Genomic DNA, 20,527 nt, shown 5'->3' with positions numbered 1-20,527 from the left:
AAAGCGAGGGGGAGGAGGGGCGACTCACGACAGCCGGGCCAGGATGGCGTCCAGCTTGGCCTGGGTCAGGCGCTCGTGGTGATCCTCGTTGATCTGCAGGCAGGGCGCCGTCCCGCAGGACGCCAGGCATTCCGTCTCGCGCAGGGTGAACTTGTCGTTCGTCTCCCCGGCGGCCAGGCCCAGCTTCTGCTCCAGGTACGCGAGCATCTTCTCCGCGCCCCAGAGGGAGCAGGAGAGGTTCGTGCAGACGTCGATGACGTACTTGCCCGGCTTCTTGAGGTGGTACATCACGTAGAAGCTGGCGACCTCGTAGGCGCGCTCCGGCGTGACCTCCAGGTTCTTCGCCACCAGCCGAAGACCTTCAGGAGGCAACCACCCCTTGAGGTCCTGCAGCAGGCGCAGCGCGGGAAGCATGCCGGCGCTTTTGCGATCAGAGGGGTAGTGCGAGAGGATTTCCGCGATCCCCGCGTCGAACTTCTTCTGCTCTTCAGGAGTGAACAGGGGCTCCGCCATGGCGGGCCGTACGTATTGCCGCAATGGCTTCGTTGTCAACATAAACCCTCGGCGGTAGACTGGACCGCCATCAGCAAATTTCCGAGCGATTTCAACCCCTTGTTATGAGCCCGGACCCTGCGGACCAGCGGCAGCACCCTCGTGTCCCCACCATCCTCCGGGTGGACTACCCGCATGGGCGTCCACTGCGGGACGTGACGGAAAACCTCTCCGCCGGGGGCTTCTTCGTCCAGACCGAGCAGCTCTTCGCGGTGGGGGACGAGCTTCGACTTGCTCTTTCTTTCCCGGGACTGCTGGATCCGGTAGAAGTCGCGGGGACGGTGGCGTGGGTGCGCATCGCCGCGCCCGATCAGCCGGGCGGCGTGGGCATCCGTGTGGAGAGCGAGCAGGACCGGCGGCGACTGGGTGACATCTTGAGTTCGGCGGGACCCAACGACAGCGCGGTGACCCCTTCGGAGCAGGACGGGTACCGTGTGCTCATCGTCGAGGACAACCCCCACATCATCGAGATGTACAGCTACGTGCTGAAGAAGCTGGCGAGCAACGACCTGCACGGCAAGGTGCCGCTGGAGGTCCACTTCGCGCCGGACGGGCACCACGCCCTCTTGCGGCTGCGCGAGGACCGCTTCAGCCTGGTGATGCTGGACCTCTACATGCCGGTGATGGACGGCTTCGCCCTGGTGGAGCGCATCCGGGAGGAGGAGGAGCTCAAGGGCATCCCGGTCATCGCCATCTCCGCCGGCGGCAAGGAGGCCCAGGACCGGGCGATGCAACTGGGCGTGGACATCTACCTGCGCAAGCCGGTGCGGTTCGTGGAAGTGCTGGAGACGGTGAAGCAGCTCCTGCGCATCCGGTAGGGCGCGGGGGCTTCCCCGGGCTTCTTCGACACACCAGACGTTGAAGCGCCGGGCGGGTGCCGCGTAGAGTCCGCGCACCCATGACGAAGCCGGCCATCCATCGTGACACCGTCAGTGGCGAGGCGCTGCTCATCCTGCAGAATCTGCGGGAGAACGGCCGCCTGGGACGCTCGAACAAGCTGGCGGACGTGAAGGCCGCCCTCGAGCCGTCCGTCTCGCTGGAGTTCGACAGCTACTTCTTCTTCCTGCGCAAGTTCCACTACATCGCCATGGACCGCGAGGCCCAGCTGAAGCTCACCGAAACGGGTGAGCGGGTGGTGGAGGGGGACCTGCAGGACCGGTTCGCGTCGGAGGTCGACGACTTCTTCGCGGATCAGCTCCTCCCGGCGGAGGACGCCACGCACATCGGCCGTCCGCTGGACGAGGACGAACCGATGAGTGTCCCGCCGCCGCCGCCGGAGCTGCTGCTGGACGAGGCGGAGGTGGACGCATCCTCCGCCCAGTCCCAGGGAGGGCCGCCGCCCATGCCGCCGTCGCGCACGCACCGCGTGGCGATGCCGGCCCTGGACCTGTCGCAGGCCGCGACGCAGATGCAGCCCGCGGCGCCCCCGCCCATCGCGACGCCGCAGCCGCAGCCGGCGTCCCGCCAGGACGGCCCGGCGGAAGGACGCCGGGAGACCTTCATCGGGCTGCCGCCGACGCCCGCTCCGGTTGCCCAGCCCCTCGTGGTGACCGCGCCCATCCCCAGCGCGTCCCAGCCGCTCATCATCACCCCTCCGCTCTCCGCCGCGCCCGCTCCGATGCCCCCTCCCTCCACGACGCCCGCTCCCGCAGCCCCGGTCCCCAATGCCGCCGCCGCGGCCGCCGCGAAGGGCGCCAGCGACCTGGACCTGCGCTACCAGAAGTTCGACCCCATTGGCACGGGGCCGCTGGGCACGGTCTTCAAGGGCCGCTACAACGCCCTGGGCCTGGACATCTGCATCAAGGAGCTGAAGGACATCTTCGGCTACTTCTCCTTCCTGCAGCGCGGGGAGGTCCTCAAGCGCCTGAAGAAGGAGCTGTGCGCGCAGGCGCAGGTGCGCCACCCGGGCGTGGTGCAGATCCTCGACCAGAACGTGGACACGGCGCGGCCCTACTTCGTGGTGGAGCTGATGCGCGGCAGCCTGAAGGAGCGGCTGGAGGCCGCGGGCGGCAAGGGCATTGAGGTGCCGCACGCGCTGCGCACCTTCCTGCAGCTGGCGTACGGCCTGCGGGCCGCGCACGCCGCGGGGCTCACCCACCACAACATCAAGCCGGAGAACGTCCTCTTCGACGCGTACGGCAACGCGAAGCTCGCGGACTTCGGCATGAGCCGCGTGGTGGAGGTGGACGCCACCAAGGGCATGCCCCAGGTGTTCGTGGGCACGGGCGGCATGGTGTACATGGCGCCGGAGCTGATGAACCGGGGCGCCAAGGAGCCGGGCCCGTCCGCGGACGTGTACGGCCTGGGCATCCTGCTCTACGAGATGTTCACCGGGCAGATCCCGGGCCGCCGCTCGCCGCTGCCCTCGGAGGTGAACCCGGAGGCGCCCAGCGGGTTGGATCAGCTCTTCGACAAGGCCACGCAGGACAAGCGCGAGCAGCGCTACCCGGACGTGGACGCGATGCTGGAGGACTTCTACAAGGCCTTCCCGGAGCGCGAGTACCTGGACCGCGGCTCGCTCATCGTGTCGTCGGATCCGACGCAGGAGTAGCGGGTTGCCAGCGGGCAGGCGGGCCTCCTCGCGAGGCTCGCCCGGGCCCGCGTGGACCTGTCAGACTGCGGCGCGCCCATGCACACGCGCCCCTCCGACAGCGTCCTCCTCACCGTCACCGGCAGGGACGGCCCCGACACCACCGCCCGCCTCACCGGCCTGCTCGCGGACGCGGGCGCGGAGCTGCTCGACGTGGAGCAGGGGGTGGTGCAGGGCCTGCTCACCCTGGCCCTGTGGGTGCGCCTGCCGGAGGGTGCCCGGGTGGGGGAGTCCCTGCGGGCGCTCCCCGAGCTGGCCCGCGAGCTGGGCGTCACGGTGGACGTGCGCGCGGTGCCCCCGGCCGCGTCTCCGGAGCCAGGGCCGGAGCCGCTGCGCTACGTCGTCACCGCGACGGGCAAGGCGCTGGGCGTGCGCGACGTGCACTCGCTGACGCGGGAGCTGGCGGCGGGCAACGCGCGCGTGGAGCGCATCACCCGGCTGAGCGAGACGCCGCTCGCGGCGGTGGAGCTGCACGTCACGCTGCCCGCGGACGCGGACCCCACGGCGCTCAAGGGCGCGCTGCTGGCGCTGTCCATGGCGAGCCCCACGTTCGACGTGGCCCTCCAGCGCGAGAGCCTCTACCGGCGGGGCAAGCGGATGGTGGTGATGGACATGGACTCCACGCTCATCCGCATCGAGGTCATCGACGAGCTGGCGCGGGCGTACGGCGTCCACGCCAAGGTGGCCGCCATCACCGAGCGCGCGATGCACGGGGAGATGGACTACGACGAGTCCCTGCGCCAGCGCGTGGCGCTGCTCGCGGGGCTGGACGCGCGCGTGCTGCACGACCTGGCCGCGAACCTGCCGCTCACCGAGGGGGCGGAGACGCTCATCCGCGTGCTCCGGCGCCTGGGCTACCGCACCGCGGTCATCAGCGGCGGCTTCTCCGTGGCGGCGGAGGCGCTCCAGAAGCGGCTGGGCATCGACTTCGCGTACTCCAACGCGCTGGAGGTGCAGGACGGGAAGCTCACCGGACGCACCGTGGGCACCATCGTCAACGCGCGCCGCAAGGCGGAGCTGCTGGAGACGCTGGCGAAGCAGGAGGGCATCCTCCTGGAGCAGGTCATCGCCGTGGGCGACGGGGCCAACGACCTGCTGATGCTGGAGAAGGCGGGCCTGGGCATCGCCTTCCGCGCCAAGCCGAAGCTGCGCGAGGCCGCCGACACGTCCATCTCCGCCGGCGGGCTGGACACCATCCTCACGCTGCTGGGGCTCACCGCGCGCGAGCTGCGCGAGGTGGGCTGAGCAAGGCAGCGCGGCTCAGAGGCGCATGCGCGCGGCCAGCTCGCGCTGCTGCACCTGGCCCTTCTCGAAGACGAGCTCCAGCAGGGCGCGCAGGATCTTGGAGCTCTTCTCCTGGTTCTGCTGCACCGTCTGCAGCCGGGCCAGGTCCTCGTCCGTCCACTCGGAGGTGGGCGAGCCGCCCGCGAGGATTTCGTCCAGGATGTCCGAGGCGCTGGAGTTCGCGCTCGCGGCGGCGGGCGCGGGAGCCGCACGCGGCGCGGGGGCGGGCGCGGCGGGCGGCGGGGCGGCGTTCGGGTCGACGATGTCGCTGATGCGTTTGACGACCGTCTTGCCGCTCATGTCCACGACCTTGAACTCCTCCTCCTCCGGGAGCTCGCCCGCGTCCTGCTGCTTGTTGGTGTCCGGCTTGAAGCGCTTCTTCTCCACCGGCTCCTGGCCGCGGTAGTGGCGCAGGATGGCGTGCTCGATTTCACGGTCGCCCGCCACCATGGGGACCACGCGGGCACGGCTGCGCGCCGCGACCTGATCCAACGTGGCCAGGTCCGTGGGGTCGGACATGGCCAGCACCAGCGTCTTCCCGTTGTCCTTGAGCTGCACGGGGAAGACGCCCTTCTGCTCGGCGAGCCCCACGTCCACGCGTGAGAGCGCGGCCGCGTCCTTCGTCAGGTTGCCCAGCTGCACGCGCGGCATTCCCAGGCCCTGGCAGATGGCCTGGGTGATGGTCTCCTCGGAGGCCAGGCCCAGGTCCGCGATGACGCGCGACACGCGTCCGCCCCACTGGTCCAGCGACGCGAGCGCGCTGCGTAGCTGCAACTCGTCGATGACGCGCGCCTTGACGAGGATGTCCGCGATGCGATTCCGGGAAGGGGGAGCCATGGGGTGGGGATTCTAGCGTCTGATGGCGCGGACGCTCAGTCCACGTCAATGAACATGCCTGAAGGCATGGGAACATGCCTTGAGAGCAAGGAGGCTTGCCCCATGCAGCCCTTCGCGGACGCCGCCACCCAGCTGTGCCCCTACTGCGGTGAGGAGGTGGAAGTCGACGTGGACTCGCTGGGCGCCTCCGCCGAGTCCTACGTGGAGGACTGCCCCGTCTGCTGCCGCCCCTGGCAGGTGCGCGTCACCCGGGACGACGACGGCGCCAGCGTCGTGCTGGGCCGCGACGACGACTGACACCCCGGCGGCGTCCTCCTGGCAGGAGGGCAGGCGGGCGGGCGTGGAGGGCCATTCCAGGGCCTCCAGGACGGCGGGGGCCGTTCCTTGACACGTCCCGAAGCATGGTTCTCTTGAGTCTGTGAGGGCGCTGCCGGGCGCTCCTGGAAACAGGGTCCCGGCCGCCCGCTTCGACAACGACCGTGAACCCGCACAACGTGCGTCCAATGGGACGTCACGAACAGGAGACGACCATGCTGAACAGCCGCAATCCCTACAACGCCGCCGTTGCCCTCCCCCTGCTGCGCGACTTCGACTTCCTCTTCCGCGAGCTGGCCTCGCCGGGCGCCCGCAACGACGCCGAGCGCACCGTCACGCCCGCGGCGGACATCCTGGAGGCCGAGTCCGGCATCACGCTGCGCGTGGACCTGCCCGGCCACGACGCCAAGGCCATCCAGGTGAAGGTGGAGGACGGCGTGCTGACCGTGCGCTCCGAGCGCAAGGCGGAGACCGTTCCGGAAGGGAGCACCCTGCGCCGCCAGGAGCGCGCCTCGGGCGTCTACGCGCGCCAGTTCCGCCTGCCTGACACGGTGGATGCCACCCGCGTGGAGGCCCGCTACGACAATGGCGTGCTCACCCTCACCCTGCCGCGCCGCGAGGAGACCAAGCCCCGCGTCGTCGAGGTGAAGGTCCAGGGTTGATGCACGTGCATCCACACCCCATGAGGGAGGCCGCTGCCCTCGCTGCGGCGAGGCGCGGCGACTCCCGCAAGCATCCTTGCGACCCGAGGGCTTCCGCGGTGGCCGGCGGAAGCCCCCGTCCCCTTACTTGCGAGCAGCGCTGGTGTTGAGCGCCAGCGGAACCCGGAACAGCTCCATCACCTGCGTCACGTCCAGCGGCTTGGCCAGGCACGCCACCGCGCCGGCCTGCTTGGACTGCTCCACGACGTCGGGCGTGTGATTGCTCGTCATGGTGATGAGGCGCACGCCCTCCATCTGCTTGCGCGCGCGGATGCGCTTGCAGACCTCGATGCCGTCGATGTCCGGCATGTTGAGGTCGATGATCATCCCGTGCGGCTTCTGCTCCGACACCAGCAGCAGGGCCTCCACGCCGCTCGTCGTCGTCTGGAGCTCCACCTGGTTCGCATGCGGCTTGAACGCGCGCTTGATGGCGTCCAGCACCGGGCGCTCGTCGTCCACGACCAGCAGGCGCACCGTGCTGCTGCCCAGCTCCTCGGGCACGGGCATCTGGTGGGTGACCAGGAAGGTGCGCAGGTCGGTTGAACGCACGCGTCGGTGGCCACCCGGAGTCCGGAAGGCCATCAGGATGCCGCGGTCGATCCACTTGCTCACCGTCGACGGGTCCACCTGAAGCAACCGACTGATGTCGTGCGTCGTGTAGAGCTGGTCCGTCATCGCCGTACTCCCCTCGGACTGCATCGTTCCACTAGCCATGGAAATAAACACCTACCTTGAATGCGGGGTTTGATCAACCCACCCTACGACGTGCTGCGTTTACCTGTGCTTCGCATCAGACCCACGGCGTCTTCCCAACGGCCACTGGCACGGAGGCACAGCTCGACCAGCTCACGGGCGGCTCCGTGACCGCCCACGTTCTGCGTAACGAAGTCCGCTTCCTGGCGCACCTCTGGAACGGCATCCGCCGGACAGGCGGAAAGCCCGGAGAGCGACATGGGGTCCAGGTCGTTGAGGTCGTCTCCCATATACGCGCACTGATTCGCGGGTATCTGGAGTTGGGCGAGCAATTCCTGGAGAGCGGGACCCTTCTCCTTGCGGCCCTGGAAGACGGCGGCAAGGCCGAGTTCCCGGCCTCGCGCTTCCACGATGCGGGAGCTGCGCGCGGTGAGGATGGCGGCGGGCAGGCCCACCAGCCGGGCCATGACGAGCGCATGGCCGTCCTTCACGTTGAAGCGCTTCATCACCTCGCCGTTGTCGCCGTAGTACAGCGCGCCGTCGGTGAGGACGCCATCCACGTCGAACACGAGCAGTCGCACGCGCGACGCACGGGACGTCAGCTCTTCCTTACCCGGCTTGGAAGGCGCTTCCGTCTGCATGGCCTCCTCACCTTTCGCGTCCATCAACTGGCTTCGTGACCCAGCGCGCGGCGGATGCTGAGCACATCTCGTACCACGTCCTCGAACATCTGTGGATTGAGCGAGCACGGACCGTCACACAGGGCACGGTCGGGGTCTTCGTGGACTTCTGTGAATAAAGCGTCAATCCCGGCGGCGGCGGCGCTGCGGGCGAGCAGTGAGACGAACCGGCGCTCGCCGCCTGTCTTTCCGTCGCTGGAGGAGGGGAGCTGGACGGCGTGGGTCGCGTCCATGCACACCACGAGGCCGGCCTCGCGCATCTGGGCGAAGCCGCGCATGTCCACGACGAGGTTGTTGTAGCCGAAGGACGAGCCGCGCTCGGTGACGAGCACGTTGGGGTTGCCCGCCTCCACGGCCTTTCGCGCCGAGTGGACGATGTCCTTGGGGGCGACGAACTGTCCCTTCTTCAAGTTCACCCCCTTGCCCGAGCGGGCCACCGCCTCCACGAGGTCCGTCTGGCGGCAGAGGAAGGCGGGTATCTGGATGATATCCACGACTTCAGCGGCAGGCCCGACGTGGCTGGTTTCATGGACGTCCGTGAGAACGGGCACCCCCACCTCCCGACGGACACGGTCCAGGATTCTCAGACCTTCCTTCAAACCCGGTCCGCGGAAGGACTTGCCGCTGGTCCGGTTGGCCTTGTCATAGGAACATTTGAAGGCATACGGGACGCCCAGCCGGGCGGTGATGCCCTTGAGCAGGTGGGCGTGGCGCAGGGCCATCTCCTCGGACTCGATGCTGTCCGGGCCGGCGATGACGAAGAGGCGCTGGCCGGGGCCGACCTTGTGGCCGCACAGCTCGATGGAGGGGGTGTTGCTCATGCGCGCACCGGGGTGGCAGGGGCCTGGGTCCGGTGGGCGTCGCGCTGGGCGAGCGCCGCGCCGATGAAGCCGGAGAACAGGGGGTGGGGGGCGAAGGGCTTGCTCTTGAACTCCGGGTGGAACTGGCAGCCGACGAAGTACGGGTGGTCCGCCAGTTCAATCATCTCCACCAGGTTCAGCTCCGGGTTGTGGCCGGAGATGACGAGCCCGGCCTCCTGGAGGCGGCCGCGGTAGGCGTTGTTGACCTCGTAGCGGTGGCGGTGGCGCTCCTGGATGGACTCCTGGGCATAGAGCTTGTGCGCGACGGTGCCGGCCTTGAGGGCGCACGCGTAGCTGCCCAGGCGCATGGTGCCGCCCTTGTCCTGCACCTTCACCTGGCTCTCCATGAGCGTCACCACCGGGTGCGGGGTGTGCTCGTCGAACTCCAGGCTGTTGGCGCCCTTCAGGCCCAGCACGGTGCGGCTGAACTCCACCACGGCCATCTGGAGGCCCAGGCAGATGCCGAAGAAGGGAAGCTTGTTCTCCCGCGCGTAGCGGACCGCGGCGATCTTCCCTTCGGTGCCGCGCACGCCGAAGCCGCCGGGCACGAGCACCGCGTCCACGCCCGCGAGCGTCTTCTCCGGCCCCTGCGCCTCCACGTCCTGGCTGTCCACGAAGCGCAAGCGCACGCGCACGTCGTTGGCGATGCCGCCGTGGAGCAGGGACTCGTTGAGGCTCTTGTAGCTCTCCGTGAGGTTCACGTACTTGCCCACGATGGCGACGGTGACTTCACCGCGCGCGGGCTCGTAGATCTTCCGGACGATGGTCTCCCACTTCTCCAGGTGGGGGGCGCGGCTCCAGATGTTGAGCACCTCCGCCAGCCGCTCATCCAGGCCCTGGCGGTGCAGCTCCAGGGGCAGTTCGTAGATGCTGCGCACGTCCGGGGACGTGAACACGTTGCCGTTGTCCACGTTGCAGAACATGGCGATCTTGTCCTTCAGCTCGCGCGAGATCTCCCGGTCCGTGCGGCACAGCAGGAAGTCCGGCTGGATGCCGATCTCGCGCAGCTTCATCACCGAGTGCTGCGTGGGCTTGGTCTTCACCTCGCCCGCGGCGCCGATGTACGGCAGCAGCGTCAGGTGGATGTAGACCGCGTTCTGGCTGCCCACGTCGTAGCGCATCTGGCGGATGGCCTCGAGGAAGGGCAGGGACTCGATGTCGCCCACCGTGCCGCCGACCTCCACGATGACGACGTCCACGTCCTGGGCGGCCTGGCGGATGCTGGCCTTGATCTCATCCGTGATGTGCGGAATCACCTGGACCGTCTTGCCCAGGTACTCACCCCGGCGTTCCTTGGTGATGACCGCGTTGTAGATGCGGCCGGACGTGAAATTGTTGAGGCGGCTCATCCGGGCGTGGGTGAACCGCTCGTAGTGGCCCAGGTCCATGTCGGTCTCGCCACCGTCCTCGGTGACGAAGACTTCGCCGTGCTGGAAGGGGCTCATCGTGCCCGGATCCACGTTGATGTAGGGATCCAGCTTGATGAGGGTGATGTCCAGCCCGCGGTTCTCGAGGAGGGCGCCAATGGATGCGGAGGCCAGTCCCTTCCCCAGCGAGCTGACCACGCCGCCCGTCACGAAGATGAACTTGGTTTTCTTGGAGCGCATGTCCCTTCCTGCCAAGAGGGCCAGGGGGCGTCAAATAATCTCTGCCGGCTGGACGCCCGGCTGGCCCCGACCCGCGGCGTCAGCCCTTCACTGCGCGTCCCAACCGCCAGGGCGGGCGACCGCGAACTGCTGGGCGGTGGGCTGGCCCACGCGGAAGCGCCGCAGGTCGCACCCCCGGCAACTCCAGCCTTCCCAGCCTTTCTTCACCACCTGGTGCAGGCAGGCGTCGTAGTTGGGACAAAAAAGATTGCGCTGGTCATCCACCGTCTCTTCATCACGGAGGGCGGAGGGCAGGGGGATGGGACACGGCGTGATGGACACGGCAGTTCTCCGGCAGGCGACCCCAACGGTCGTGGATGGCGCTTCCCCCCGGCGGCCACGAACCGGTGGGTGGGCAGGACATTCCCGGTGGGGAGGGGGACAAAAAAAGTCGCCCCCGCCGGCAAAGGCGGGGGCGACTCTGTACCGCAGGCGTCACTTCCGCCGGGCAGACACCGTGTTAGCGGGCCACCGCGACGGAGGTGGACGCCTTGATCTTGCTGTCGTTCAAGGCATCACCTCCTTTCTTGCGGCAGCAGAGATAATGCGTGCCCCCATTTCGCGCCACGAAGACCACGGCGGGGCGGGGCCCGCCCGGGGGACGAGCGTTCAGGCGGCGACGACCTGGCGCTCCACGAGGCGGCGGTACAGGCCGTCCTGCGTCATGAGGGAGGCGTGGGTGCCGCTCTGCACCACGCGGCCCGACTCCAGCACCAGCACGCGCTGGGCGTTGGCCACGGTGGACAGGCGGTGGGCGATGATGAGCGTGGTGCGGCCCTGCATCAGCCGGTCCAGGGCGTCCTTGACCAGGTGCTCGCTCTCCGCGTCCAGGGCGGACGTCGCCTCGTCCAGGATGAGGATGCGCGGGTCCTTGAGCACGGCCCGCGCGATGGCCACGCGCTGCTTCTGGCCGCCGGACAGTTGCACGCCGCGCTCGCCCACCTCCGTGCGGTAGCCGTCCGGGAAGCGCTGGATGAAGTCGTGCGCGTTGGCGGCCCGGGCGGCGGCCTCCACCTGCGCTTCCGTGGCGTCCGGGCGGCCGTAGCGGATGTTGTCCGCGATGGAGCAGGAGAAGAGCAGGGGCTCCTGGGCGACCATGCCCACGTGGCGCCGCAGCCAGCTGGGGTCCAGGGACGGGAGGGGGCGGCCGTCCAGCAGCAGCTGGCCCTGGAGCGGATCATAGAAGCGGGACAGGAGGGCGGCGAGGGTGGACTTGCCCGCGCCGGAGGAGCCCACCACGGCGACGACCTCGCCGGCCTTCAGCGTGAGGTCGATGCCCTGGAGCACCGGCACGTCCGGGCGCGTGGGGTAGGCGAAGTGCACGTCCCGCAGCTCCACGCGGCCCTCGACGGTGGTGGGGCGCTCGCCTTGCGTGGCGGGGATGGCGGGCGTGCGGTCCATCAATTCGAAGACGCGCTCGGCGGCGCCCGAGGCGCGCATGAAGTCCGCCCAGAGGTCGGCCAGGGAGCCCAGGGAGACGGCCACGAGCATGGTGTAGATGAGGAACGAGGTGAGGGCGCCCACGGAGAGTTCTCCGTTCACCACCAGCCGGCCGCCGTACCAGAACACCACCACCGCGGAGATGTAGCCCGCGCTGGAGGCGCCCCCCATGAAGGCGGAGGACTGGCGCGCGCGGTGGCGGGCGACCTCGTAGGCGTGGCGCACGGTGTTGCCGTAGCGCGCGACCTCCGACGGCTCCGCCGCGAAGGAGCGCACGGTGCGCAGGCCGGACAGGCTCTCCTCGGCGACCTCGCTGGCCTTGGCGAGCGCGTCCTGCACGTCGCGAGACAGCCCGCGCACGCGCCGGCCGTAGACCATTGCGCCCACGACCACGAGGGGCACGATGGCGAGCATCAGGAACGTGAGCGACGCGGAGGTGTAGAAGAGCAGCACGATGCCGCCCAGGACCTGCACGACGTTGCGCAGCCCCTGGGAGATGTTCACGCTCACGGTGTTCTGGAGCACGGTGGTGTCGGAGGCGAGCCGGCTGGTGAGCTCTCCGGTGCGGTGCGTGTCGAAGAAGGCCACCTCCTGGTCCATGAGGCGCTGGAAGAAGTCATGGCGCAGGCGCATGACCACGCGCTCGCCGGCGGTGCTGAAGAGGTAGTAGCGCAGGGCGGTCGCGACGCCCTGGACCAGGAAGACGGCCAGCATGACGAGCGCGGCCTTGTCGATGAGGTCGCGGTTCTTCGCGTTGAGGGCCTCGTCGATGAGGATGCGGACGCCCTGGGGGTACACGAGGCTGGCGCCGCTGCTGATGAGCAGGAAGACGGAGGCGAACAGCAGCGCGCCGGCCTCGGGGCGGGCGAGGGTCAGCAGGCGGCGGGCGGTGACCCCGGAGGGGCGGCGGGATGTCGGAGCGGTGACGGAGGGAGGCACCGGCGGAGCCTACTGGACTGTCGGGGGGCGCGCAGCCTGCCTGGTGACGCAGGGCCGGGATGCAGGCGGGAGGCCCGGGTGGTATTCCGGGGAGGATTCCAAGAAGCGTTCCACGGGAGGAGGGGCCATGGAGAAGCGCGTCTTTGGCAACACCGGGGTGGCGGTGCCCGTCATCGGACAGGGCACCTGGCAGATGGAGGACGACGACGCGGAAGGGGCCATCCGCGCGCTGCGCGCCGGGTTGGACCTGGGGCTCACGCACCTGGACACCGCGGAGCTCTACGGGCACGGCCGCGTGGAGGAGACGCTGGTGGCGAAGGCCATCGCGGGCCGGCGCGACGAGGTGTTCCTCGTCTCCAAGGTGATGCCGTCCAACGCGACGCGCCGGGGCGCGGTGGCCGCCTGCGAGCGCAGCCTGAAGCGGCTGGGCACGGACCGGCTGGACTGCTACCTGCTGCACTGGCCCGGCTCCCACCCGCTGGAGGGCACGGTGGAGGCCTTCGAGGAGCTGGTGGCGGCCGGGAAGATCCGCTCCTGGGGCGTGAGCAACTTCGGGGTGGAGGACCTGGAGGAGGTGCTGGCGCTGGCGGGCAAGGGCCGCATCGCGTGCAACCAGGTGCTGTACCACCTGGAGGAGCGCGCCATCGAGCACGCCGTCGTCCCGTGGTGCGAGGCGCAGGGCGTGGCGGTGGTGGCCTACAGCCCGTTCGGCAACGGGCGGTTCCCGTCGCCCACCAGCGCGGGCGGCAAGGTGCTGGCGTCCATCGCGAAGGCGCACGGCGTGACGCCCTTCCAGGTGGCGCTCCAGTTCCTCGTGCGCCGGCCGTCCATGTTCGCCATCCCCAAGGCGAGCGACGTGGCGCACGTGCGCGACAACGCGAGCGCGGCCTCGCTGAAGCTCACGCAGGAGGAGCTCCAGCGCATCGACGCGGCCTTCCCGAAGGGCGCCGAGCCGGACGAATTGCCGGTCATCTGACGACGGCGCGCTCGCGCATCACGGCCTCCACGCGGGCCACGTCCTCCGGCACGTCCACCGCCACCGTGCGCCAGGACACCCGGGCGCAGCGGATGCGCAGGCCGTGCTCCAGGGCGCGCAGCTGCTCCAGCTTCTCCGCCTCCTCCAGCGGGGTGGGCTCCAGCGTGGCCAACTGGAGCAGCGTGTCCCGCCGGTAGCCGTAGAGGCCCAGGTGGGCCCAGCGGTTGACGGGCGTGCCGGGCTCGCGGGCGTGGGGCACCGCGGCGCGGCTGAAGTAGAGCGCGTCGCCGTTGAGGGCGAGCACGGCCTTCACCACGTTGGGGTTGTCCACCTCCGCCGCTTCCAGGGGGCGCACCAGGGTGCCCATGTGCACGGCGGGGTCCTGGAAGAGGCCCGCCAGCACCTGGAGTGCGGCGGGGTCGACGAGCGGTTCATCCCCCTGTACGTTCACCCACACGTCCACGTCCGGGCGGGCGCGGGCCACCTCCGCGATGCGGTCCGTGCCGGTGGGGCAGGTGGGGCTGGTCATCACCGCGCGGCCGCCGAAGCCCTCCACGACGTCGCGGATCCGCGCGTCGTCGGTGGCCACCCACACCTCGTCGAAGGCGCTGGCTTCCTGACAGCGGCGCCAGACGTGTTCGACCATGGGAGTGCCGGCGATGAGGGCGAGCGGCTTGCCAGGGAAGCGGGTGCTGGCATGGCGGGCGGGGATGACGGCCACGGTGCGGGAGGCGGGCATGGGGCGGCATCTATCAGATTCAGGACGTCCCGCTGCTTCCGGGAGGTGGCTGGCGGTTACCCACCACTGGCCAGAAATGGCGCCGTGCCTAGCTTCCGGGGCGACATGAAGAAGGTCATCCACATCGTTGGCGCGCGTCCGAATTTCATGAAGGTGGCACCCATTCACCGGGCCATCTCCGCGCGTACTTCCCTGCAGCAGCTCGTCATCCACACCGGCCAGCACTACGACGCGAAGATGAGCGACGTCTTCTTCGCGGACCTGGGGCTGCCTCCGCCCGAAATCCACCTGGGCATCGGCTCCGGGAGCCATGCCGAGCAGACGGCGAAGATGATGGTGGAGATGGAGAAGGTCTTCCTCAAGGAGAAGCCGGACCTGGTCTCCGTGGTGGGCGACGTGAACAGCACCATCGCCGCGGCGCTGGTCACGTCCAAGCTGGCCATCCCGCTGTCCCACGTGGAAGCGGGCCTGCGCAGCTTCGAGCGGCACCAGCCGGAGGAGATCAACCGCGTCGTCACCGACCGGCTCTCCGACCTGCTGCTCACGCCGTCGCGCGACGCGGACGCGAACCTCCTGAAGGAGGGCATCGACCCGAAGTACATCCACCTGGTGGGCAACGTGATGATCGACTCGCTCCTGTCGTCCAAGGAGAAGGCCGACCAGCTGCCCACGCTGAAGACCCTGGGCCTGGAGCCCAAGGGCTACGTGGTGGCGACGCTGCACCGGCCGTCCAACGTGGACAACCCGAAGCTGCTGGCGGGCCTGCTGGGCGTGCTGATGGACGTGGCGAAGGAGCTGCCCGTCGTGTTCCCGGTGCACCCGCGCACGCGCAAGATGATTTCCGAGCAGGGCCTGGGCCCGAAGCTGGAGCAGACGCCGGGGCTCAAGCTGGTGGACCCCATGGGCTACCTGGAGTTCCTGTCCGTCACGTCGCAGGCGAAGCTGGTGATGACGGACTCGGGCGGCCTGCAGGAGGAGACCACGGCGCTGAACGTGCCGTGCCTCACCATGCGCGAGCAGACCGAGCGCCCCATCACCGTGGAGGTCGGCTCCAACGAGGTGGTGGGCACCGACCCCGCGCGCATCCGCGAGGCCGCGAACCGCGTGCTGGCCGGCGACTTCAAGAAGGGCCGCGTGCCGGAGCTGTGGGACGGCCGCACGGGCGAGCGCATCGCGGACCTGTACGCGCGCTTCCTGGGCGTGGCGGAGACGAAGCGCGCCTTCGGGTGAGCGGAACGCGTCGCGTGAAGCAATCAGGCCGCCGGGTGCTCGCGTCTTCGTGCGCGGGGGCCGGGCGGCCTTCGCGTTTCAAGGCGTGGTAGAGCTTCAGGCCCGCCATGCTTGAAGACGCCGACAGCGCTCCGGCCGTGCCCGACGGCTACGTCGACATCCCGTTCGTCGTGGAGCCGAACTACGCCGGGTGGCGGCTGGACCGCTACCTCTGCGAGAAGATCCGCCGCATGGACCTGGAGCGCGTGCGCGGCATCATCCTGCGCGGCGTCCTGTGCGACGAGTACCGCCTCAAGCCCTCCACGCCCGTGTACCCGGGGCTCACGTTCCGCATCCGCCGTCCCGCGAGCCAGGAGCCCGTGACGCCCACGGCGCTGCCCGTCGTGTTCTCCGATGACTGGCTGCTGGTGCTCGACAAGCCGGCGGGGCTGCCCATCCACCCCACCGCGCGCTACCACAAGGGCACGCTGGTGACGCTCTTGCGCGAGCGCTTCGGTGAGCGCTTCGCGGAGCCCGCGCACCGGCTGGACCGCGAGACGAGCGGGCTGGTGGTGTGCGGCCGCACCACCGAGTCCTGCCGCGTGCTGGGCGGGCTGTTCCTGTCGCGTGACGTGCACAAGGAGTACCTGGCGCTGTGCGAGGGCCAGCCCTCCGCGGACACCTTCGTCGTGGACGCGCCCATCGCGGAGGGCACGGACCTCATCCGCATCGCCGTGCGCATCGACCCGGTGGCGGGCAAGCCCAGCCGTACTCGCTTCCAGGTGCTCCAGCGCTTCACGCAGGGCGGTGCGCCGTTCGCGCTGCTGCGCTGCTTTCCGGAGACGGGGCGGCAGCATCAGATCCGCATCCACCTGCGCGAGGCGGGCTTCCCGCTGGTGGGGGACAAGATGTACGGGCCGGACCCGGGCTACTTCGACCGCTTCAGCAAGCACACGCTGGAGCCGGAGGCGTGGGAGCGGCTGCGGCTGCCGCGGCACGCGCTCCACGCGGAGCGCATCACGTTCCCGCACCCCGGAACCGGGGAGACCGTCACCTTCGCGTCGCCGCTTCCCGATGACCTGAAGGACTTCATCGCCGGGAAGGCTCCGGCCTCCTAAGCCAGCTCACGCAAGAACGACGCGACCCCCTCCGCCAGGCGCTCGGGTTGGTCATACGGGAGGCCGTGGCCAGCGTCCTGGACCTCTTCGATTCGCACGCGCGGGTTGAGGCCCCGCAGCTCCGTCGCCAGCTCGAATGTGACGACAGGGCTGCTGTCTCCAATGACGAGGAGGGTCGGGACCTCGATCGCGCTCACCACCTCGCGATACCCGGGGTTGGGCGGCGTGAGGACGTCGAGGGCCTCCATGCGGGTCTTCAGCCTCGCCTCGGCGAGATGCTCGATGAGCTCGGGCGAGCGATGCGGCTGCCGGGCTCGGGCCTGGGCCACGAGGTCGGACTTCTGGAGGCCGAGGGCCCGGCGGTGTTGTTCGGCGACGTCGCTGGCGTGCACCTCGCGCTGGCGCTCGGGGCTCAGGAACGTCGGGTCGACGAGGATGAGGCCTCGGAGGTTTGCTGCCCCTTGGCTCGCCACCACCGCGGCGGTCATGCCGCCCATCGAGTGGCCCAGCAGCACCGGACGGGAGAGTTCCAGGCCTCGGATGAGTCCCTCTACGTCGTTCGCGTGTTCGTCGTACCGGTAGCCGTGGTGCGGCGTGCTCGAACCGCCATGCCCTCTTGCGTCGGGCATGACGACGTCGAATTCACCTTCGAGCACGCGCGCGACGGGAGTCCAGCAGGCGCCGCTCCCCATCAATCCATGGAGCAGCACGACGGGAGGTCTGGCGCCTCCCGTCCGGAGGTAGTGGAGGCGGATGCCGTTCGTTTCACAGACTCCACTCGTCCAGGTCGGCATGAGGCTCCGTGAGCTTCCATCAGCTTGCCTTGCGGAGGTTCTTCGCTCCGGGCACCACGCGCAACAGCTGCGCGGGCATCCGGTCCACGAACTGCTCCGTGAAGCGGGCGAAGATGCGGAAGAGCACCGGCAACAGCACCAGCGTCAGCGCGCACGCGGAAATCGTTCCGGACACGATGACGATGGCCAGGGGCTTCTGCATCTCCGAGCCGATGCCGTTGCTCAAGCACGCCGGCACCAGACCCAGCGCCGCCAGCGCGGCGGTCATCAGCACCGGGCGCAGGCGTTCGCGGCTGCCGTGGAGGATGGCGTCGTCCAGTGACTCGCCGGCCTCCCTTCGCTCCGCGATGGCGCTCATCACCAGCACGCCGTTGAGCGCCGCCTGTCCGATGAGGGCGATGAAGCCCACCGCCGCCGCCACGCTCAGCGGCATCCCCGCCCAGTACAGGCCGAACACTCCTCCCATCAGCGCGAAGGGCACGTTGAGCAGCGTCACCACCGCCCGGCCAAAGGAGTTGAACGCCTTGAAGAGGAGCAGCAGCGTGAGGACGAGCGCCACCGGGAGCACCGTGAGGAGGCGGCTCATCGCCCGCTCCTTGCTCTCGAATTCGCCGCCCCATTCGATGCTCGTTCCCGCTGGGGGCGGGGCTTCCTTCTCCACGAGTGCCTGTGCGTCCTTCACGAAGGAGCCCAGGTCCCGGCCTCGCACGTTCATCCGCACGCCGATGTAGCGGCGGCCGTTCTCCCGGTTGATGGAGGCCCGGCCGAAGCCCGTCTTCACCTTGGCCAGCTCGCTCAGCGGCACCAGCACGCCTCCCTCCACCGGCACCCGCAGGCGGGAGATCTTCTCCACGTCGTCGCGGCTGGACATGGGCAGGCGCATCACCACGTCGAAGCGGCGCTCACCCTCCCAGAACTCGCTGAGCGGCCGGCCGCCCACCGCCGTCTGGAAGACGTGCTGGAAGTCTCCCAGCGACATGCCGTGACGGGCCAGGGCCACGCGGTCCGGCGTCACCTGGATGCTGGGCACCTCTCCGCTCTTCACGATGCCCAGGTCCGCGACGCCGTCCACGCGCGACAGCGTGCGCTTCACCTTCTGCGAATACTCCTGGAGCACCTGGAGGTCGTCGCCGAAGAGCTTCACCGCGAGCTGACCCTGCTGGCCGCTGATGCTCTCGTTCACGTTGTCGCCAATGGGCTGGCTGAAGCTGACCTCCATGCCCGGGACCTCCGATACGGAGCGCTGGAGGACCTCCAACACGTCGTCCAGCTTGGGGGTGCTCTTGGGCCACTCGGCGGGCGGCTTGAGCTTCACGAAGAACTCCAGGTTGTTGGTGAGCTTCGCGTCGGTGCCGTCCTCCGGGCGGCCCAGCTGGCTGAGCACTCCGTCCACCTGCGGCGCCTGTCGCAGCAGGCCTTCGATGCGCGGCACCAGCTTGCGGCCCTCCGACAGGGAGATGTTCGAGGGCATGGTGAAGGTCAGGTAGAGGCTGCCTTCGTTGAGCGCCGGGAGGAACTCGCTGCCCATGCGCGGGATGAGCGCTCCCGCGCAGAGCAGGCCCGCCGTGCACAGCGCGACGACAGTGCCCGGGTGCTTGAGGCTCCAGGTCAACACGGGCCCGTAGGCCTTGTCCGCGGCGCGCAGCACCGGCGATTCCTTGTGCTTCACCGGCTTGCGGTAGACGAATGAGGCCAGCACCGGGATGAGCGTGACGGAGAAGACGAGCGCGCCCAGGAGCGCCGCCACCACCGTGTTCGCCATGGGCGCGAAGATGCGGCCCTCCACCCGCTGCAACATGAAGATGGGCAGGTACGCCGCGATGATGATCAGCAGCGAGAACACCGTGGGGCGCACCACCGCCTTCGTCGCGCGCTGGATGCGCTCGAGCGGGGTCTCCCCCTCGAACTGGTGGCCGGACATGCGCGCGAGGATGCTCTCGATGATGACCACGCCGCCGTCCACGATGACGCCGAAGTCCACCGCGCCCATGGACAGCAGGTTCGCCGACATGCCCCGCATCTTCAGGTAGATGAACGAGGCCAGCAGCGAGAGGGGAATCAGCACGCCCACGACGATGGCGGCCCGCAGGTCCAGCAGGAAGATGAAGAGGACCAGCGTGACGAGCAGCGCGCCCTCCAGCAGGTTGTGGCCCACCGTGCGCAGCGTCGTGTTCACCAGGTCCGTGCGGTCGTAGAACGGATCGATGCGCGCGTCCTCCGCCTGGAGGTGGCCGTTCACCGCGGCCACCGCGTCGCGCACGCGTGAGAGCACCACGGAGGGGTTCTCTCCCCGGCGCATCAGCACGATGCCCTGCACCACGTCACCGTCCCCGTCGCGGCTGACCACGCCCTGGCGGGGCGACCAGCCTTCGTTCACGTCCGCCACGTCCTTGAGGAACACGGGCGTGCCCTCGTGCGTGGCCACCCGCACGTCGCGGATGTCATCCAACGAGCGGAAGAGCCCCTCGCTGCGGATGACGAACTGCTCGGAGCCCCGCTCCAGCACGCCGCCGCTCGCGTTCTCCGAGCCGTCCTTCAGCGCGTCCTCCACGTCGTCCAGCGTGAGGCCGAACGCGGCGAGCCGGGCAGGGTCCGGCTGGATGTGGATCTCCTTGAGCAGGCCGCCGTAGCTGACCACGTCCGCGACGCCGTCCACTCGCAGGAGGCCCGGCCGCACCACCCAGTCCTGGAGGGTGCGCAGCTTCATGGGGTCGCCCTTCGCGCCCTTGAGCGTGTAGCGGTAGATCTCCCCGATGGGCGTCGCCAGCGGGCCCAGGGAGGGCGTGAGGCCCTCAGGCAGCTCCGCGTCGCGCAGGCGCTCCAGGACCTGGGCGCGGGCGAAGAGGACGTCGGTGTTGTCGTTGAAGCTCAGGGTGACGAACGACAGGCCGAACATGGAGAGGTTGCGCAGGCGCGTCAGGCCCGGCATGCCGTTGAGAGCCCGCTCCAGGGGCAGGCCAATCTGGCGCTCCACTTCTTCGGATGGCTGGCCCGGGTAGAGGGTGATGACGTTGACCTGCGTGTCGGTGGGATCCGGGAAGGCCTCCACGGTGAGGTCGCTGAAGCAGAACCAGCCCCAGATGGCGGTGAGCAGCGTGAGGAACACCACCGCCGCGCGGTTCTTCAGGCTGAAGTCGACGAGCTTTTCGAACAT

General features: G+C 69.3%; 19 protein-coding genes. 8 read left to right on the top strand and 11 right to left on the bottom strand.

The window, feature by feature from the left end; genetic code table 11:
- Positions 1–24 precede the first annotated feature (24 nt).
- Positions 25–513, bottom strand: coding sequence for an NADH-quinone oxidoreductase subunit NuoE family protein (locus AABA78_RS21545; protein WP_171415986.1), 489 nt, complete (start codon positions 511–513; stop codon positions 25–27).
- 104 nt (positions 514–617) lie between these two features.
- On the opposite strand from AABA78_RS21545, the gene AABA78_RS21540 reads away from it, so the two are divergent.
- From AABA78_RS21540 to serB, 3 genes are all read left to right on the top strand, one after another.
- On the top strand, positions 618–1,370 hold the full coding sequence (locus AABA78_RS21540) for a TIGR02266 family protein (protein ID WP_171415984.1): 753 nt from the start codon (positions 618–620) through the stop codon (positions 1,368–1,370).
- Positions 1,371–1,450: 80 nt separating this feature from the next.
- Complete coding sequence (locus AABA78_RS21535; RefSeq protein ID WP_338265217.1) at positions 1,451–3,103, top strand: serine/threonine-protein kinase; 1,653 nt, start codon at positions 1,451–1,453, stop codon at positions 3,101–3,103.
- A 78-nt stretch (positions 3,104–3,181) separates the two neighbouring features.
- The gene (gene serB, locus AABA78_RS21530) at positions 3,182–4,387 is read left to right on the top strand and encodes a phosphoserine phosphatase SerB (RefSeq protein ID WP_338265216.1); all 1,206 of its coding nucleotides are present in this window, start codon (positions 3,182–3,184) and stop codon (positions 4,385–4,387) included.
- A 15-nt stretch (positions 4,388–4,402) separates the two neighbouring features.
- On the opposite strand, the gene AABA78_RS21525 is transcribed toward serB, so the two are convergent.
- Entirely contained in the window at positions 4,403–5,263 is an 861-nt protein-coding gene (locus tag AABA78_RS21525) for a GspE/PulE/PilB domain-containing protein (protein WP_338265213.1), read from the bottom strand.
- Between the two features lie 102 nt (positions 5,264–5,365).
- On the opposite strand from AABA78_RS21525, the gene AABA78_RS21520 reads away from it, so the two are divergent.
- Positions 5,366–5,560, top strand: coding sequence for a CPXCG motif-containing cysteine-rich protein (locus tag AABA78_RS21520; protein WP_338265210.1), 195 nt, complete (start codon positions 5,366–5,368; stop codon positions 5,558–5,560).
- A 233-nt stretch (positions 5,561–5,793) separates the two neighbouring features.
- A complete protein-coding gene (locus tag AABA78_RS21515) occupies positions 5,794–6,240 on the top strand; it encodes an Hsp20/alpha crystallin family protein (RefSeq protein ID WP_338265207.1) in 447 nt (148 codons plus the stop codon).
- 123 nt (positions 6,241–6,363) lie between these two features.
- On the opposite strand, the gene AABA78_RS21510 is transcribed toward AABA78_RS21515, so the two are convergent.
- From AABA78_RS21510 to AABA78_RS21485, 6 genes are all read right to left on the bottom strand, one after another.
- Positions 6,364–6,993 carry a response regulator gene (locus AABA78_RS21510; protein WP_043321054.1) on the bottom strand — a complete coding sequence of 210 codons (630 nt, stop codon included), beginning with the start codon at positions 6,991–6,993 and terminating at the stop codon, positions 6,364–6,366.
- Between the two features lie 44 nt (positions 6,994–7,037).
- Positions 7,038–7,613: a KdsC family phosphatase gene (locus AABA78_RS21505; RefSeq protein WP_338266226.1), complete on the bottom strand. Its 576-nt coding sequence runs from the start codon at positions 7,611–7,613 to the stop codon at positions 7,038–7,040.
- 23 nt (positions 7,614–7,636) lie between these two features.
- Positions 7,637–8,473, bottom strand: a complete 837-nt coding sequence (gene kdsA, locus AABA78_RS21500; protein WP_128794931.1) for a 3-deoxy-8-phosphooctulonate synthase — start codon at positions 8,471–8,473, stop codon at positions 7,637–7,639.
- Complete coding sequence (gene pyrG / locus AABA78_RS21495; protein ID WP_338265203.1) at positions 8,470–10,119, bottom strand: CTP synthase; 1,650 nt, start codon at positions 10,117–10,119, stop codon at positions 8,470–8,472. Before pyrG ends, kdsA begins: the two co-directional genes overlap by 4 nt.
- Positions 10,120–10,206: 87 nt before the next feature.
- Complete coding sequence (locus tag AABA78_RS21490; protein ID WP_120560722.1) at positions 10,207–10,440, bottom strand: hypothetical protein; 234 nt, start codon at positions 10,438–10,440, stop codon at positions 10,207–10,209.
- A gap of 327 nt (positions 10,441–10,767) precedes the next feature.
- Positions 10,768–12,537, bottom strand: coding sequence for an ABC transporter ATP-binding protein (locus AABA78_RS21485; RefSeq protein WP_338265200.1), 1,770 nt, complete (start codon positions 12,535–12,537; stop codon positions 10,768–10,770).
- 127 nt (positions 12,538–12,664) lie between these two features.
- On the opposite strand from AABA78_RS21485, the gene AABA78_RS21480 reads away from it, so the two are divergent.
- Positions 12,665–13,513: an aldo/keto reductase gene (locus AABA78_RS21480; RefSeq protein ID WP_338265198.1), complete on the top strand. Its 849-nt coding sequence runs from the start codon at positions 12,665–12,667 to the stop codon at positions 13,511–13,513.
- Here the strand turns inward: AABA78_RS21480 and kdsB are convergent.
- Positions 13,506–14,252, bottom strand: coding sequence for a 3-deoxy-manno-octulosonate cytidylyltransferase (gene kdsB, locus AABA78_RS21475; RefSeq protein WP_338265196.1), 747 nt, complete (start codon positions 14,250–14,252; stop codon positions 13,506–13,508). The two genes, AABA78_RS21480 and kdsB, sit on opposite strands and share 8 nt — an antisense overlap.
- Positions 14,253–14,357: 105 nt before the next feature.
- Between kdsB and wecB the strand changes: the two genes are divergently transcribed.
- Together wecB and AABA78_RS21465 are read left to right on the top strand one after the other, a co-directional pair.
- A complete protein-coding gene (gene wecB, locus AABA78_RS21470; protein ID WP_338266225.1) occupies positions 14,358–15,482 on the top strand; it encodes a non-hydrolyzing UDP-N-acetylglucosamine 2-epimerase in 1,125 nt (374 codons plus the stop codon).
- A 107-nt stretch (positions 15,483–15,589) separates the two neighbouring features.
- Entirely contained in the window at positions 15,590–16,579 is a 990-nt protein-coding gene (locus tag AABA78_RS21465; protein WP_338265194.1) for an RluA family pseudouridine synthase, read from the top strand.
- On the opposite strand, the gene AABA78_RS21460 is transcribed toward AABA78_RS21465, so the two are convergent.
- Both AABA78_RS21460 and AABA78_RS21455 read right to left on the bottom strand, forming a co-directional pair.
- The gene (locus AABA78_RS21460; protein ID WP_338265192.1) at positions 16,576–17,373 is read right to left on the bottom strand and encodes an alpha/beta fold hydrolase; all 798 of its coding nucleotides are present in this window, start codon (positions 17,371–17,373) and stop codon (positions 16,576–16,578) included. The two genes, AABA78_RS21465 and AABA78_RS21460, sit on opposite strands and share 4 nt — an antisense overlap.
- Positions 17,374–17,392: 19 nt before the next feature.
- The gene (locus tag AABA78_RS21455; RefSeq protein WP_338265190.1) at positions 17,393–20,527 is read right to left on the bottom strand and encodes an efflux RND transporter permease subunit; all 3,135 of its coding nucleotides are present in this window, start codon (positions 20,525–20,527) and stop codon (positions 17,393–17,395) included.

It is taken from the genome of Corallococcus caeni (genome assembly GCF_036245865.1).
In the GTDB taxonomy this organism is placed as follows: Bacteria; Myxococcota; Myxococcia; order Myxococcales; family Myxococcaceae; genus Corallococcus; species Corallococcus caeni.
This window is presented reverse-complemented; position numbering and strand designations above follow the sequence as displayed.

What these genes read in the sequence shown, in the direction of transcription:
- AABA78_RS21545 (WP_171415986.1), bottom strand. Translation starts at nt 513, where the DNA reads ATGGCGGAGCCCCTGTTCACTCCTGAAGAGCAGAAGAAGTTCGACGCG.
- AABA78_RS21540 (WP_171415984.1), top strand. Translation starts at nt 618, where the DNA reads ATGAGCCCGGACCCTGCGGACCAGCGGCAGCACCCTCGTGTCCCCACC.
- AABA78_RS21535 (WP_338265217.1), top strand. Translation starts at nt 1,451, where the DNA reads ATGACGAAGCCGGCCATCCATCGTGACACCGTCAGTGGCGAGGCGCTG.
- serB (WP_338265216.1), top strand. Translation starts at nt 3,182, where the DNA reads ATGCACACGCGCCCCTCCGACAGCGTCCTCCTCACCGTCACCGGCAGG.
- AABA78_RS21525 (WP_338265213.1), bottom strand. Translation starts at nt 5,263, where the DNA reads ATGGCTCCCCCTTCCCGGAATCGCATCGCGGACATCCTCGTCAAGGCG.
- AABA78_RS21520 (WP_338265210.1), top strand. Translation starts at nt 5,366, where the DNA reads ATGCAGCCCTTCGCGGACGCCGCCACCCAGCTGTGCCCCTACTGCGGT.
- AABA78_RS21515 (WP_338265207.1), top strand. Translation starts at nt 5,794, where the DNA reads ATGCTGAACAGCCGCAATCCCTACAACGCCGCCGTTGCCCTCCCCCTG.
- AABA78_RS21510 (WP_043321054.1), bottom strand. Translation starts at nt 6,993, where the DNA reads ATGGCTAGTGGAACGATGCAGTCCGAGGGGAGTACGGCGATGACGGAC.
- AABA78_RS21505 (WP_338266226.1), bottom strand. Translation starts at nt 7,613, where the DNA reads ATGCAGACGGAAGCGCCTTCCAAGCCGGGTAAGGAAGAGCTGACGTCC.
- kdsA (WP_128794931.1), bottom strand. Translation starts at nt 8,473, where the DNA reads ATGAGCAACACCCCCTCCATCGAGCTGTGCGGCCACAAGGTCGGCCCC.
- pyrG (WP_338265203.1), bottom strand. Translation starts at nt 10,119, where the DNA reads ATGCGCTCCAAGAAAACCAAGTTCATCTTCGTGACGGGCGGCGTGGTC.
- AABA78_RS21480 (WP_338265198.1), top strand. Translation starts at nt 12,665, where the DNA reads ATGGAGAAGCGCGTCTTTGGCAACACCGGGGTGGCGGTGCCCGTCATC.
- kdsB (WP_338265196.1), bottom strand. Translation starts at nt 14,252, where the DNA reads ATGCCCGCCTCCCGCACCGTGGCCGTCATCCCCGCCCGCCATGCCAGC.
- wecB (WP_338266225.1), top strand. Translation starts at nt 14,358, where the DNA reads ATGAAGAAGGTCATCCACATCGTTGGCGCGCGTCCGAATTTCATGAAG.
- AABA78_RS21465 (WP_338265194.1), top strand. Translation starts at nt 15,590, where the DNA reads ATGCTTGAAGACGCCGACAGCGCTCCGGCCGTGCCCGACGGCTACGTC.
- AABA78_RS21460 (WP_338265192.1), bottom strand. Translation starts at nt 17,373, where the DNA reads ATGCCGACCTGGACGAGTGGAGTCTGTGAAACGAACGGCATCCGCCTC.
- AABA78_RS21455 (WP_338265190.1), bottom strand. Translation starts at nt 20,527, where the DNA reads ATGTTCGAAAAGCTCGTCGACTTCAGCCTGAAGAACCGCGCGGCGGTG.